Source organism: Roseobacter sp. FCG-D35, assembly GCF_033436665.1.
GTDB lineage: Bacteria > Pseudomonadota > Alphaproteobacteria > Rhodobacterales > Rhodobacteraceae > JAWQFO01.
The window spans coordinates 43,146-56,221 of record NZ_JAWQFO010000008.1 but is presented as its reverse complement, the minus strand read 5'-3'; the positions used below and the strand labels follow the sequence as shown (position 1 = coordinate 56,221).

Below are 13,076 nucleotides of genomic sequence, written 5' to 3'. Positions count from 1 at the left end.
TCGGGGCTGCCGCCGGGGCGATCCCGGGGCCGCTGCCGGTGCGGTATTGGCAAGGCCCGCACAAGCCTCTAAAAGGCGCCTTCGCGCCGAGAATGATGCGCCGCACGGGCTGCGGCAACCGGAACGCGGCGTCACGGGAGACCGATGTCCGATGAGAGCGCCCTAACCTTGCGTCCCGACGCCGACGGCATTGCCGAAGCCGCGCACCTGCTTGCCGCGGGTCGGCTTGTCGCCTTTCCCACCGAGACGGTCTACGGCCTCGGAGCCGATGCACGCAACGGTGAGGCGGTGGCCGCGATCTTTGCTGCCAAGGGACGGCCGAGTTTCAACCCGCTCATCGTGCATGTGTCGGATGTGGACGCCGCCCGGCAATACGTCCAATGGTCTGAGGTCGCCGACCGGCTGGCCGCAGCCTTCTGGCCCGGTCCGCTGACCCTGGTGCTGCCGCGCGCGGACCACTGTGGGCTCTCCGATCTGGTGACCGCCGGGCTTGGAACGGTGGCGATCCGGGTGCCGGCGCAAGCCTCGGCGCAGGCGCTGCTGGCGGGTTTCGGCGGGCCGGTTGCCGCACCATCGGCCAATCCCTCTGGTCGGATCAGCCCGACCACCGCCGCGCATGTGATCGCCGGGCTGGCCGACCGGGTTGCAGCCGTGCTCGACGACGGCCCCTGCGCCGTCGGGCTCGAAAGCACCATTGTCGGCCTCGCCGAAGACGCGCCGCAGCTTCTGCGCGCGGGCGGTCTGCCGACCGAGGCGCTGGAACACGCCCTGGGCGAGCCGCTTGCGCTGCCCTCGAGCGGCGAGATCAGCGCACCGGGCCAGTTGTCGTCGCATTACGCGCCGGCGGCACGGGTCCGGCTGTTCGCGGAAAAGGCCCAAGGCGACGAGGTGCTGCTCGGGTTCGGGCACATGGACTGCACACTGAACCTGTCGGAGCGCGGCGACCTGATGGAGGCGGCGGCCAATCTTTTCGGCCACCTGCATCGGCTCGACGCCATGGGTCGCCCGATCGCGGTCGCGTCGGTGCCCGAGACCGGGCTTGGCCGCGCGATCAACGACCGCCTGCGCCGGGCCGCCGCGCCGCGCGACTAAGCCGCTCGAGCAGCGCTCGGGCCCTCGTTGGTGCTGTCAGGCATGTCCGGCCGCTGACGACAGACCCAACGGGTCGATGCCGAGGCTCGCCAGAGCCGCCTCCCACTTGCGCGCGGCGGGTGTGCCGAACACCAGTTTCGGAGAGGCATCGGCGGTCAGCCAGCCATTGCGCCCGATCTCGTCTTCGAGCTGCCCCGGCGCCCAGCCTGCATAACCCAGCATCATCAGGGCCTTCTCCGGCCCGGCGCCGCGGGCAATATCCTCGAGGATGTCGAGCGTCGCGGTCATGCCGTAGCCGCCCGGAACCTCCAGCGTGTGAAGGCGCGATTCGTATTCGCGCGAGTGCAGCACGAAGCCGCGCCCCATCTCGACCGGCCCGCCGATATGGACAGGCATCGCGGCGGCCTCGGCCACCGGGTCGATATCGAGCTGGTCGAGAACGTCCGTCATGCCGACCTCGGCACTGGGCTTGTTGAGAATGAGCCCCATCGCGCCGTCATCGGAATGTACGCACAGCAGGATCACCGAGCGGTCAAAGCGCGGATCCCCCATGCCCGGCATCGCCACGAGCAGCTTGCCGGTCAGGTCCAGCACGCCGGTATCGGTCTTCATTTCATCCATATGCTGAACATGGCGCGGTGCCGGTAGGCGTTCAAGTCCGGCGTCCCGCGCCGGGTCGCGAAACATGGCTGACCGGAACGTGACTTGCCGTTTCACGCGCCCTGTCTCATCTAGGCAGCATGCGCAAAACCACCGCCTCTCTTGCCGCCGCCATCCTCGCGATCGCCGCCACAGCCTTTCCGGTCTCGGCGGGCGGTCCCGAAGCGCCGATCACGGCAAGCTTCCTGCCCGGCTGGGTGCGCGCAGACGGCAGCCGGGTCGTCGCCCTGCGGATGGATCTCGCCAAGGGATGGAAGACCTACTGGCGCGCGCCCGGCGACGCCGGCATCCCGCCGCAGTTCGACTGGTCGGGGTCACGCAACCTCGCCTCGGTCGGGGTGAACTGGCCGACGCCAGTGGTGTTCGACGAGAGCGGCATGCGCTCGATCGGATACAAGGACCGCGTGGTCATCCCGCTGACCATCGCGCCGAAGACGCCCGGCGCGCCGGTCTCGCTCAGCCTCGGGCTCGACATGGGCATCTGCTCGGACATCTGCATTCCGCATCGGCTCGACATCTCGGCGCGGATCGACACCGACGCGACACAGCCGGACCCGGTGATCGCCGCAGCACTCGCGCAGGTCCCCTACTCTGCCCGCGAGGCCGGCGTGATCTCGGCCACCTGCGCTTTTTCGCCCTCGCCCGACGGTCTGCGCATCGAAGCCCGTGTCGGCATGCCCAGCGCGGGCGGCGAGGAGTTCATGGTGATTGAACCGGGACAAGGCGGCGTCTGGGTCAGCGAGGCCGATACCCGAAGGAACGGCGGCGAGGTCACGGGCGTGTCCGAGATGGTGCAGATCCACGGAGAACCGCTCGCCGTCGACCGTCGCAACATCCGCCTTACCGTGCTCGGCCGGAACCACGCCGTCGACATCCGGGGCTGCACGCCGGGCTGAACGCTTAGCCCGTCCGTGTCCGCCGCAACGTCCAGGCCAGCGCGAAGGCGAGATAGCCTGTCAGAGCTATCACGGCCGCTCCGGCAAGGAAGACAAGCAGCCCGGCCATCACCGGCGCCGGTCCGGACAGGGCCGGCATTGCCTTCGACAACCAGTCCGGCAGCTGGCCGGTCCGGATCGCGTGGCCGATCGTGGCGATGCCCCAGGCCAGGATCAGGCCCCAGAGCGCGACCAACCCCCACCTGAGGCCGGAAACCGGCGCGCGCAGCCCCCGCGCCATCGCTTGCACGTTGCGGTGCACGTCGTGCTGGGCGGCCATCACCGCCGGGACGACCAGCAGGACCAGAACCATCCCGAAGCCCAGCCCGTAGACCAGCGTGATCACCGTGGGCTTGAGGAACTGCGCCTGCTGGCTGGTTTCGAAAAGCAGCGGCGCCATGCCGAGAACCGTGGTCATGGTGGTCAGAAACACCGGACGCAACCGATCGGCGGCACCGTCGATGATCGACGGGATCAGCCCGCGGTCGCGCGCGTACTCGTCGATGGTGGTGATCAGCACGATGGAATCATTGATGATGATGCCGGTCATGCCCAGCAATCCGACGACCGAGAACATGCTGAGCGGGACGCCGTGCAGGTCATGGCCCCAGATCGCTCCGACGAGACCGAAGGGGATAATCGCCATGACCACCAGCGGCCGGGTCCAGCTTTCGAAGACCCAGGCAAGGACCAGGAAGATGCCCGCGAGGCAGAGTACGAGGCCGGTGAGCGCATCGCTGAGAAAGGCGTTCTCCTGTTCGGCGAGCCCTGCCAGACGCCATTCGATCTGCCGTTCGCTGGCGATGCGCGGCAGGATTTCTTCGGCCAGCGCCTGCTCGATCTCCGTGGCGCGTGCGGCGTCGTCTTCTGAGATGTCTCCGGTGACCGAGACCACGCGGATACCGTTTTCGCGCCGCACGGTCGAGAAACCGGCGCGGCGATCGACGCTGACGATGTCGGCCAGCGGGACGTAGGCGCCCTCGGGCGTGCGCAATTGCATGCGCTCGAGGAAATCGGCGGTCAGTTCGCTTTCGGGAAGTTCGACCCGGATCTGGGCCGAGCGCGGACCGTCCGGATAGGTCGCCGCTTCGATCCCGTTCAGACGGTTGCGCAGCACCCGCCCGAGGTCGTCGATGGTGAACCCCAGCGCCAGCCCTTGCGGCGTGAGGTCGAGGATCAGTTCGTCCTTGTCGTAAGCCAGGTTGTCCTGCACCGCGCTGACCTCGGGATAGCGCAGCAGCGCGGCCTGCAGGTCCTCGCTTGCCGCCTTGAGCTGCTGTGTGCCCGCGCCGAAGAACTGCACGTCGAGCGCGTCGCCCCCCGGCCCCGACCGCCAGCCGCGGAAACTGACGGTTTCGGCCAGCGGATGGTTCACCACGGCGTCCTGCAACTCGGCCACGAAGGCAAAGCTCGAATAGGGCCGCAGGTCGGCGTCGATCAACTCGACAGAGATCGCGCCGAGGAGGTCGGAGTCCTTGCTGTCCGCACCCGCAAGTCCGCGCCCCGCGTTGCCGCCGATCTCTGCGATGACGTAGTCGACGGGATTGGTGCCGTGGCGCTCCTCGTAGGCGGCACCGGTGGCTTCGACGGCGCGCTGCATCTCGCGCATCATGGCGACGGTATCGGCGCGGGTCGCCCCTTCGGTCATCGCGAAGTTCCCGGTCACCGAGCCGCGCTCGGGCGCGTTGAAAAAACGCCACTGCACGTCGCCCCGGATCAGCAGGGCGACCTGGCCTGCAAGGATGACGACCGTGGCGGCCAGCACCACGTAGCGCGCTGCCACTACTCCAGCGACGAAAGGCCGGAACAGCTTTTCGCGCAGCCAGACGAAGCCGCGGTTGGCCGTTCGGCTGGGCCAGTCGTACCAGCGTTCCTTGGCGCCGGCTGCGAGGGCATGCGCCATGTGATTTGGCAGGATCAGGAAGCATTCGACCACCGAGGCCAGCAGCACGGCGATCACGGTGAAGGGAATATCCTCGATCAGCGATCCGAACCGCCCCCCGATGGCGGTCAGCCCGAAGAACGCGATCACCGTCGTCAGCGTCGCCGCGACCACCGGCATGAACATCCGCCGCGCCGCCGTTTCCGCCGCCTGAATGGGCCGTTCGCCCAGCGCGTTGGCGCGGTAATCGGCATGTTCGCCTACCACGATGGCGTCATCCACGACGATGCCGAGGGTGATGATCAGCCCGAACAGCGACACCATGTTGAAGGTGAGCCCGCCGAGGTACATCATCGCGATCGCCGCCGCCATCGCGACCGGGATTCCGGCGCAGACCCAGAAGGCGGTGCGCGCGTTCAGGAACAAGAACAGCACCACGATCACCAGGCCGAGCCCCTGCGCCCCGTTGGAAACGAGGATGTCGAGACGCGCGGTGATCGCCTCGGCCCGGGTCCGGATGAGATCGATCGCGATGCCCTGCGGCAGGGTCGCCTCGAGCTCGGCGGCGACGGTTTCGACCTGGCCTTGAATATCGATGGCATCGCCGCGGTCGGACCGGTCGACACGAATCGAGATCGCCGGATCGGCGCCGACGAAATAGCCCCGAAGCCGGTCCGCGCCTTCGCGCCGGATCGTCGCCACGTCGCCCACCGTCAGTTTCGAGCCGTCAGGGTTCGACCGCAGCACGATGCCCGCAATCTCCTCGGGGTCGCGTTTTTCCGTGCCGGTGCGCACCCGGGCATTGGCGCCCGTTACAGAGCCCGCCGGATCGGCGTCGACCTCGCCCGCGATGGCAGCAGCCACCTCGGCCATCGTCACGTCGCGCGCGATCAGCCGCGCCGATGGGACCTCGACCAGCGTGCTCGGCGCCGCGACGCCCCGGACCGTGGTGCGGGTGACGCCCACCGCGAAAAGCCGGGTCACCAGTTCGTCGGCATAAAGTCCGAGTTGTTCGGGGCTTGCCGGACCGGTGATGACGACGTCCGTCACCCGGTCGCGCCATACCCCCCGGCGGACCTCGGGATCTTCGGCATCCTCGGGTAAGGTCGTGATCGTGTCGACGGCGGCCTGCACGTCGTTGGCGGCGCGGGTCATGTCCCAGTCCGCCTCGAATTCGAGGTCGATCCGCGCGGTTCCCTCGCGAGAGGTCGATTCGGAGGATTCGACGCCCTCGACCGACAGCAGCGCCGGTTCCATCACCTGAACGATCGCCGCGTCGACGTCCTCCGCCCCGGCTCCGTCCCAGCTGACCGAGACGCTCACCGTATCGAGGATGACGTCCGGAAAGAACTGCGCGCGCATGTTCGGGATCGCCGCCGCGCCGGCGATGAACATCAGCGCAAAAAGCAGGTTCGCAACGGTGCGGTGACGCGTGAAATAGGCGAGGATGCCACCGGCTGTCGCAGGGATGGTTCGCGCCATCTCAGCCGCCGATCCGGCTTTCGATACGTTCGATCATCTGCGCGGGAACCATCGGTTCGGCAAGCTGCGCCAGAACCCGCGCCTTGGCGTCCTCGGGCATTTGCGGATTGCCCTCGATGAAGGCCACGAGCCGCGCGCGGCGCTCATCGCTCAGTTCGACCATCTCCGCGGTATCGGGTGCGGCCTCGCCTTCGGGGCGGACCGGGCGCACCTTGATCCCCGGTCCGAGCAGAGGCGATCGCGTGATCACCACCTCGCGCCCGGCAAGACCTTCGCCGCGCACGAGCACGTCATCGCCCTGTCGCCGCAAGAGCTCGACCGGGACGGATTCGAGGCGGTCCGCGCCGGAAAGAACCAGCAGGGTGCTCTCCGATCCCAGTGCCGAGGACGGCAATCGCACGACGCCGCGCATTTCCGGTTCGCGCACGTTCACTGTAACGAAATCTCCGGGTCGGAAACCCGGTGCCTGCTCGAGGCGTGCAAAGACCAGCCGCCCGGTCTGGCCGGCGCCCGCCCCGGCGGATACCCGGCTGATGCGTCCGGTCGCCTGCAGATCGACGCCCGTTACGTCCAGGAAAGCTGTCACCTCGGACCGCAGCAGCCCACCCTCGGTGTCCAGAAGCCGGGCGTATTGCGCGGTCGAGACCCTGAAGGACACCTCGAGATCGTCCGGGTCGATCAGGTCCGCCACCTTCTCGTTCACAGACACCAGCCGCCCGGCGATCACCGTCGTCTCGCTCAGCGTGCCGTCGAACGGCGCCTCAAGAACCGCATCCTCAAGGTCACGCCGGGCTTCGGCAAGGTCGATCTCCGCCCGGGCGAGCCGCGTCTCCGACTGATCGACACGGGCCGCGGCCGCATCGACCTGCTGGCGCACCGCCAGCACCGCCGCCCGCGCCGAGGCGGCGGCGAGTTCCGCCTCTTCGACGGCCGCGGTCGTGCCGACACCGCGCTCCGCGAGGTCGCTCTGACGGCGATAGGCGTTCTGGCGCAGCGTGGCCTGAGCTTCGGCGGCGGAGAGCTCGTCCCCGGCCAGTGCCAATGCACGGTCGGCCTCGCGCACCTCGGCCTCGGCATCGGCGAGATCGGCGCCGAGCCGGTCGAGCGCCGATTGCATGTCCGCCGGATCGATGCGCATCAGCACGTCGCCGGCCCGAACGCGGCCACCGTCCTCGAAGCTTTCTGACAGGTCGACCACCCGCCCGGCCACCGCCGCGCGCAACTCGAGCGTGCGCCGCGACTGCACCTCGCCGAAGGATTGCAGCACCGGCGCGATATTGGTCAGTTCGGCGGTCACCACGTTGACCGTGAACACCCGCTCGCGCGGCGGCGGAGCCGCGGTTTCCTCCGACAGCCGTGTCTGCACGGCGCTGGCCACGATCTGCACTGCATAGATCAGCAGGCCCAGCGTCGCCGCCGCCAGGAAAAGGCCGATCATGCTCTGGCGCAGGAACCTCATGTCACGTTCAATCCTCGCACGATGGAAGTGTACCAGATAACCCTCGGGAAAGGCACGGCATGTGCCCTTCCGCCCTTTCTACGCGCGGCGCGGTTACTTCCGTCGCCTGTGCTCGTCGAGACGCGGCATGATCTCGACGAAGTTGCAGGGCCGGTGCCGGTAGTCGAGCTGCAGTTTCAGGATTTCGTCCCAGGCATCCTTGCAGGCCCCCGGACTGCCCGGCAGCGCGAAGAGATAGGTGCCGCCCGCCACGCCGCCGGTGGCCCGGCTCTGCACCGCGCTGGTGCCGATCTTCTGCATCGAGACAAGCGTGAAGACTGTCCCGAAGGCGTCGATCTCCTTTTCGTAGACGTCGCGATGCGCCTCCACCGTCACGTCGCGCCCGGTCAGCCCGGTGCCACCAGTCGAAATCACGACGTCGACGTCCTCATCGGCGATCCAGGCGCGCAACTGCTCGCCGATGCGCTGGCGGTCATCCACCACGATGCGCCGGTCGGCAAGCACGTGGCCCGCCTCGGCGATCCGGTTTGCCAGCACGTCGCCTGACCGGTCCTCGCCGGGTCCGCGCGTGTCCGAGACCGTCAGCACCGCGATGCGGACAGCAATGAACTCCCGGCTGTCGTCGATCCGGCTCATGTCAACTCCTTTCCAGCAGCGCAAGCCGCGGTGACGGGCCGGCGAAGTTTCCGCTTAGAACCCGGCACTCCCTGGCAAGCCGCGCCCCGAGCCCGCCACCCGCCGGGTTCCCGTTGACCATGGCCCCCCGGCGCAAGGTTAAGCGCAAGGGCCGCCGGCACGACGGCGACGAGCATAACCGGGTCAACCATCGCCCAGGCGCGCCTTGACTTCGAGCAGGTCGGCCCAGGCCGCGCGCTTGGCCGACGGGTTGCGCAGCAGGTAGGCGGGGTGGAACATCGGCATCGCAGGCAGCCCCTGTGCTTCGCTCCAGGTTCCGCGCAGGCGCGTGATACCGCGTCGTCCCAGCAGCGCCTGGCACGAGATATTGCCCATCACTACCAGCAGCTCCGGCGCCGCCAGCTCGATGTGTCGTTCGAGAAAGGGCTGCATCATCGCGATCTCCTCGGGTCTCGGGTCGCGGTTCTGCGGCGGGCGCCAGGGCAACACGTTGGCGATGTAGACCGGCGCCTCGTCAAGGCTCCGCCCCAGCCCGATCGCGGCCAGCATCCGGTCGAGAAGCTGCCCCGCCCGGCCCACGAAGGGCCTGCCGGCACGGTCCTCCTCGCGTCCCGGGGCCTCGCCCACCACCATCACCCGCGCCCCCGGCAGGCCGTCCGAGAACACGAGGTTGCGCGCACCCCGGCGCAGGTCGCAATGCGGATACTCCGCCATAGCCGCCCGCAGCGCCTCGAGCGAGCCCGCCGCGGCTGCGGCCCCGCGCGCCTCGGCCACCGGATCGACGAGCTCTGCCGCCGGCTCCGGGGCGGCGGAAGTCCCGGCGGTCCTGGAGGCCGGGTCACGCGCCGGCCGCGGCTGAACCGACGGCAACGCGTAGCGGTCGACCGGCGCGTCACCGATCGCCTCGGAGGCGCCCAGTTCGACCTGCCATTCCAGCAGCGCCAGCGCCGAATGATAATCCATCGATTCCATGCATCGCAGACTAGACCCGTGCGCCCCGGGATAGAATGCCAAACGACGATGCGGAATGCGCCCCTCTCTGGTTTTCAAATATCCCCGCCGGAGGCAGCGCGCGCCAGCGCGCTTCACCGCCTTGCCCGTCGACCCCGCGCTGATATAAACCACGCAAACGCACGAGGGGTTTTCGGCCGCATGACATTCGCCCACCGGCACCTTCTGGGAATCGAACATCTCCGCCCTGAGGAGATCGCGACCCTCCTCGATCTCGCCGACAGCTACGTGGCGCTCAACCGCCAGCCGAACAAGCACGCCGACGCGCTGGCCGGGCTCACCCAGATCAACATGTTTTTCGAGAACTCGACCCGCACGCAGGCGAGTTTCGAGATCGCCGGCAAGCGGCTCGGCGCGGACGTGATGAACATGGCCATGCAGGCCAGCTCGATCAATAAGGGCGAGACGTTGATCGACACGGCGCTCACGCTCAACGCGATGCACCCCGACCTTCTGGTGGTGCGTCATCCGCAGTCGGGTGCGGTGGACCTTCTGGCCCAGAAGGTCAACTGCGCCGTGCTCAACGCCGGCGACGGGCGGCACGAACACCCCACGCAGGCCCTGCTCGACGCTTTGACGATCCGGCGCGCGAAAGGGCGCCTGCATCGGCTTTCGATCGCGATCTGCGGCGACATCGCGCATTCGCGCGTGGCGCGCTCGAACATCATCCTGCTGGGCAAGATGGAAAACCGAGTGCGTCTGATCGGGCCGCCGACGCTGATGCCGGCAGGCATCGCCGAGTTCGGTTGCGAGGTCTTCGACGACATGGCCGAGGGGCTGAAGGACGTCGACGTCGTGATGATGCTGCGACTGCAGAAGGAACGCATGGACGGCGGCTTCATCCCGTCCGAGCGCGAGTATTTTCACCGCTACGGGCTCGACGCTGAGAAACTGGCCAACGCCAGCCCCGAGGCTATCGTGATGCATCCAGGCCCGATGAACCGCGGCGTCGAGATCGACGGCACGATCGCCGACGACATCAACCGCTCGGTCATCCAGGACCAGGTCGAGATGGGCGTGGCGGTTCGGATGGCGGGGATGGACCTCTTGGCGCGTAACCTTCGTGCGCAACGGAAAGGAGCGGCATGAGCCAGATCGACATTCCGAAGAACGAAAGGGGCGTGATCCGCGTCTTCGCGGTCAACCGGTCGGCACTCGAGGTTGCCGCCACCCTCAAGACCACCCCGAAAGAGGCGCTGGCCGCCGAACTTCTGGGCGCGCCTGGCCTCGACACCTCGGGCGCCGAGCTGTTCGCGGTCTCCGATCTCGAGGGCGTCGGGCTGGCCGGGTACCTCGCGGACGGCTATGCTGTCGAAGAGGCGCAACTGGCCCGCGATCGGACGCGACTCGAGGCGCTCGACGGCTACGTGCTGCTGGTGTTTTCCGACAGTTTCGACGGCAAGGCGGCGCGGCTCGACCCCGGGCAAGACGTGACGCTGATCGGCACCTATTCCGAGTTCCAGCCGGACCTTGCGGGCGCGCCTGTGACTGCGGAAAGCGCCAAGCCCTTCAGCGGGACACCCGGACAGACCCCTCCCACCGCGCCGCGCGGACGCGCCGGCAGCGCGCTCGTGGTCATGGCCATCGCGGCCGGGATCGTACTTTTGCTCTGGTGGCTGCTGGCATGAAGGAACCGAAGGACCCGAAAATGTCGGGTCGCGTCGCGATGGTGGCCCTGCTCGTGGCTTTCGGCGTCGTCGGGCTGATGCTCTGGGTCGGCGCATGAGTGCGCTCAGTTTCGTGAACGCCTGGCTCGTCGATCCCGAGGCCGGAACGATCCGGGCCGGCGGCCTCAGGGTCGAGGACGGATGCATCGCCGGGCTTCTGCCCAAAGGCGAAGGCGACGGCGGCGGCAGCGGGCGGGTGATCGACTGCGCCGGGCGGCACCTCGCGCCCGGAATCGTCGATCTCGGGGTCAAGGTCTGCGAACCTGGCGAGCGTCACAAGGAAAGCTATCGTTCGGTGGGCCTCGCCGCCGCTGCGGGGGGCGTCACGACCATCGTGACCCGCCCCGACACCCTGCCGGCCATCGACAACCCCGAAACGCTGGAGTTCGTCACCCGGCGCGCGCGCGAGGCGACGCCGGTGAACGTCGCGCCGATGGCGGCGCTGACCAAGGGACGCGCGGGCCGCGAGATGACCGAGATCGGGTTCCTGATGGATGCCGGTGCCGTCGCCTTCACCGACTGCGACCGTGTCGTTACCGATACCAAGGTGCTGTCGCGGGCGCTTTCCTACGCGCGGGCGCTTGGCGCGCTTGTCGTCGCACACCCCCAGGACCCGGGTCTTTCGGTAGGGTCCGTCGCGACCTCGGGCAAGTTCGCCTCGCTACGCGGCCTGCCGGCGGTGTCGCCAATGGCCGAGCGCATGGCGCTCGATCGCGACGTGGCCCTGATCGAGATGACCGGCGCGCGCTACCACTTCGACCAGATCACCACCGCACGCGCCCTGCCCGCGCTCGAGCGCGCCAAGCGCAACGGGCTCGACGTCACCGCCGGCACCTCGATCCACCACCTGACCCTGAACGCGCTCGACATCGCCGACTACCGCACCTTCTTCAAACTGAAGCCGCCGCTGCGGGACGAGGACGACCGGCTTGCCGTGGCCGAAGCGGTGGCCTCCGGGCTGATCGACGTGATCTCGTCGATGCACACGCCGCAGGACGAGGAAAGCAAGCGCCTGCCCTTCGAGGAAGCCGCTTCTGGCGCCGTCGGGCTCGAAACCTTCCTTCCCGCGGCCATGCGCCTGCACCACGCCGGGCTGATCGAACTTCCCGCGCTCTGGCGCGCCATGTCGCTGAACCCGGCGCGCCGGCTGGGCTTGCCCGGCGGGCGTATGGCACCCGGAGCGCCCGCCGACCTCGTTCTGTTCGACCCCGACGCGCCCTTCGTGCTCGACCGCGCCACGCTGCGTTCGAAATCCCGCAACACGCCGTTCGACGGCGCCCGGATGCAGGGCCGCGTGCTCGGCACCTGGGTCGCCGGCGCCCGCGTCTACGAGGCCAATTGATGCCGATCTTTGACAGCCCCGCGACAATCCTCCTGCTCTGGGCCGGTCTCGGCTACCTGCTGGGCTCGATCCCCTTCGGCATGGTACTGGCGCGGATCATGGGCCTGGGCAACCTGCGCGAGATCGGGTCAGGCAACATCGGGGCCACGAACGTCCTGCGCACCGGCAACAAGACCGCGGCCGCGCTGACGCTCGTTCTCGACGGCGCCAAGGGTGCGGTGGCGGTTCTGCTCGCCCGGGCCGCGGCGGGCGAGGACGCGGCGCAACTCGCCGGGCTGGCGGCCATGCTGGGCCATTGCTTCCCGGTCTGGCTGGGGTTCAAGGGCGGCAAGGGCGTTGCCACCTTTCTCGGGATCATGCTGGCGCTCGCCTGGCCGGTGGGCCTTGCCTGCTGCCTCGCCTGGCTTGCCGGGGCCTTCCTGTCGAAGATTTCCTCGGTTGGCGCGTTGACCGCTTCCGCGACGTCGATCCCGCTTCTGCTGGTTCTCGGGTTTGCTCAGGCGCTTGTGCTCGGCATCCTGCTGGCGGCGCTGGTCTGGTGGCGGCATTCCGGCAACATCGCCCGCATCCGCGCAGGCACAGAGCCCAGGATCGGCCGCAAGTCTTGACCGATCCGCAGGCGGCGCGGGCCGAAGCGCTGATCGCCGCCCTGCCCGCCGGGCACCTCAAGGGGTCGGCTGCCGGCAAACCCTATCGCGTCGAGATCACCCGCCATGCCAAGGGACGCTCGCTGAAACTGGTCGCGTCCCAACTCGGCGGTCCGGACCGGCTCTCGCTCAACCTCTACCTCACCGCGGCCGGACCGCGCCTTTTCCCTTGCGAAACGACGCCCGAGCGCGTGCTGCGCTTTCTCGAAGCCTTCGTGCCGGACCGGCGCGACGCGGCGGGGCCGAAATGACCGGCAGCCATT

Annotated in this window: 12 protein-coding genes; 7 read left to right on the top strand and 5 right to left on the bottom strand. The window is 68.5% G+C overall.

Going from position 1 to position 13,076, the window contains the following annotated elements; all coding sequences use genetic code 11:
* Nucleotides 1–144: 144 nt before the first annotated feature.
* Nucleotides 145–1,092 (top strand): L-threonylcarbamoyladenylate synthase, encoded by a 948-nt coding sequence (locus R5H30_RS17415; protein ID WP_318329849.1) that lies wholly within the window; start codon nucleotides 145–147, stop codon nucleotides 1,090–1,092.
* Nucleotides 1,093–1,128: 36 nt separating this feature from the next.
* Here the strand turns inward: R5H30_RS17415 and R5H30_RS17410 are convergent, their stop codons facing one another.
* A complete protein-coding gene (locus R5H30_RS17410) occupies nucleotides 1,129–1,713 on the bottom strand; it encodes a YqgE/AlgH family protein (RefSeq protein WP_318329848.1) in 585 nt (194 codons plus the stop codon).
* A gap of 119 nt (nucleotides 1,714–1,832) precedes the next feature.
* On the opposite strand from R5H30_RS17410, the gene R5H30_RS17405 reads away from it, so the two are divergent.
* Nucleotides 1,833–2,648 (top strand): protein-disulfide reductase DsbD domain-containing protein, encoded by an 816-nt coding sequence (locus R5H30_RS17405; protein ID WP_318329847.1) that lies wholly within the window; start codon nucleotides 1,833–1,835, stop codon nucleotides 2,646–2,648.
* A gap of 4 nt (nucleotides 2,649–2,652) precedes the next feature.
* On the opposite strand, the gene R5H30_RS17400 is transcribed toward R5H30_RS17405, so the two are convergent.
* The 4 genes from R5H30_RS17400 to R5H30_RS17385 all read right to left on the bottom strand — a co-directional run bounded on the left by R5H30_RS17400 (nucleotide 2,653) and on the right by R5H30_RS17385 (nucleotide 9,118).
* Nucleotides 2,653–6,051 carry an efflux RND transporter permease subunit gene (locus R5H30_RS17400; protein ID WP_318329846.1) on the bottom strand — a complete coding sequence of 1,133 codons (3,399 nt, stop codon included), beginning with the start codon at nucleotides 6,049–6,051 and terminating at the stop codon, nucleotides 2,653–2,655.
* 1 nt (nucleotide 6,052) lies between these two features.
* Nucleotides 6,053–7,510: an efflux RND transporter periplasmic adaptor subunit gene (locus R5H30_RS17395; RefSeq protein ID WP_318329845.1), complete on the bottom strand. Its 1,458-nt coding sequence runs from the start codon at nucleotides 7,508–7,510 to the stop codon at nucleotides 6,053–6,055.
* Nucleotides 7,511–7,603: 93 nt separating this feature from the next.
* The gene (gene moaB, locus R5H30_RS17390) at nucleotides 7,604–8,146 is read right to left on the bottom strand and encodes a molybdenum cofactor biosynthesis protein B (protein ID WP_318329844.1); all 543 of its coding nucleotides are present in this window, start codon (nucleotides 8,144–8,146) and stop codon (nucleotides 7,604–7,606) included.
* Between the two features lie 183 nt (nucleotides 8,147–8,329).
* Complete coding sequence (locus tag R5H30_RS17385) at nucleotides 8,330–9,118, bottom strand: uracil-DNA glycosylase (RefSeq protein WP_318329843.1); 789 nt, start codon at nucleotides 9,116–9,118, stop codon at nucleotides 8,330–8,332.
* A gap of 180 nt (nucleotides 9,119–9,298) precedes the next feature.
* On the opposite strand from R5H30_RS17385, the gene R5H30_RS17380 reads away from it, so the two are divergent.
* The 5 genes from R5H30_RS17380 to R5H30_RS17360 all read left to right on the top strand — a co-directional run bounded on the left by R5H30_RS17380 (nucleotide 9,299) and on the right by R5H30_RS17360 (nucleotide 13,064).
* Nucleotides 9,299–10,246 (top strand): aspartate carbamoyltransferase catalytic subunit, encoded by a 948-nt coding sequence (locus tag R5H30_RS17380; RefSeq protein ID WP_318329842.1) that lies wholly within the window; start codon nucleotides 9,299–9,301, stop codon nucleotides 10,244–10,246.
* Nucleotides 10,243–10,785, top strand: coding sequence for a hypothetical protein (locus R5H30_RS17375; protein WP_318329841.1), 543 nt, complete (start codon nucleotides 10,243–10,245; stop codon nucleotides 10,783–10,785). Before R5H30_RS17380 ends, R5H30_RS17375 begins: the two co-directional genes overlap by 4 nt.
* A 94-nt stretch (nucleotides 10,786–10,879) precedes the next feature.
* Complete coding sequence (gene pyrC, locus R5H30_RS17370) at nucleotides 10,880–12,166, top strand: dihydroorotase (protein ID WP_318329839.1); 1,287 nt, start codon at nucleotides 10,880–10,882, stop codon at nucleotides 12,164–12,166.
* The gene (gene plsY / locus R5H30_RS17365; RefSeq protein WP_318329838.1) at nucleotides 12,166–12,774 is read left to right on the top strand and encodes a glycerol-3-phosphate 1-O-acyltransferase PlsY; all 609 of its coding nucleotides are present in this window, start codon (nucleotides 12,166–12,168) and stop codon (nucleotides 12,772–12,774) included. The genes pyrC and plsY overlap by 1 nt, the downstream gene beginning before the upstream one ends.
* Nucleotides 12,771–13,064, top strand: coding sequence for a hypothetical protein (locus R5H30_RS17360; RefSeq protein ID WP_318329837.1), 294 nt, complete (start codon nucleotides 12,771–12,773; stop codon nucleotides 13,062–13,064). Before plsY ends, R5H30_RS17360 begins: the two co-directional genes overlap by 4 nt.
* Nucleotides 13,065–13,076 lie beyond the last annotated feature (12 nt).

What these genes read in the sequence shown, in the direction of transcription:
- R5H30_RS17415 (WP_318329849.1), top strand. Translation starts at nt 145, where the DNA reads ATGTCCGATGAGAGCGCCCTAACCTTGCGTCCCGACGCCGACGGCATT.
- R5H30_RS17410 (WP_318329848.1), bottom strand. Translation starts at nt 1,713, where the DNA reads ATGGATGAAATGAAGACCGATACCGGCGTGCTGGACCTGACCGGCAAG.
- R5H30_RS17405 (WP_318329847.1), top strand. Translation starts at nt 1,833, where the DNA reads ATGCGCAAAACCACCGCCTCTCTTGCCGCCGCCATCCTCGCGATCGCC.
- R5H30_RS17400 (WP_318329846.1), bottom strand. Translation starts at nt 6,051, where the DNA reads ATGGCGCGAACCATCCCTGCGACAGCCGGTGGCATCCTCGCCTATTTC.
- R5H30_RS17395 (WP_318329845.1), bottom strand. Translation starts at nt 7,510, where the DNA reads ATGAGGTTCCTGCGCCAGAGCATGATCGGCCTTTTCCTGGCGGCGGCG.
- moaB (WP_318329844.1), bottom strand. Translation starts at nt 8,146, where the DNA reads ATGAGCCGGATCGACGACAGCCGGGAGTTCATTGCTGTCCGCATCGCG.
- R5H30_RS17385 (WP_318329843.1), bottom strand. Translation starts at nt 9,118, where the DNA reads ATGGAATCGATGGATTATCATTCGGCGCTGGCGCTGCTGGAATGGCAG.
- R5H30_RS17380 (WP_318329842.1), top strand. Translation starts at nt 9,299, where the DNA reads ATGACATTCGCCCACCGGCACCTTCTGGGAATCGAACATCTCCGCCCT.
- R5H30_RS17375 (WP_318329841.1), top strand. Translation starts at nt 10,243, where the DNA reads ATGAGCCAGATCGACATTCCGAAGAACGAAAGGGGCGTGATCCGCGTC.
- pyrC (WP_318329839.1), top strand. Translation starts at nt 10,880, where the DNA reads ATGAGTGCGCTCAGTTTCGTGAACGCCTGGCTCGTCGATCCCGAGGCC.
- plsY (WP_318329838.1), top strand. Translation starts at nt 12,166, where the DNA reads ATGCCGATCTTTGACAGCCCCGCGACAATCCTCCTGCTCTGGGCCGGT.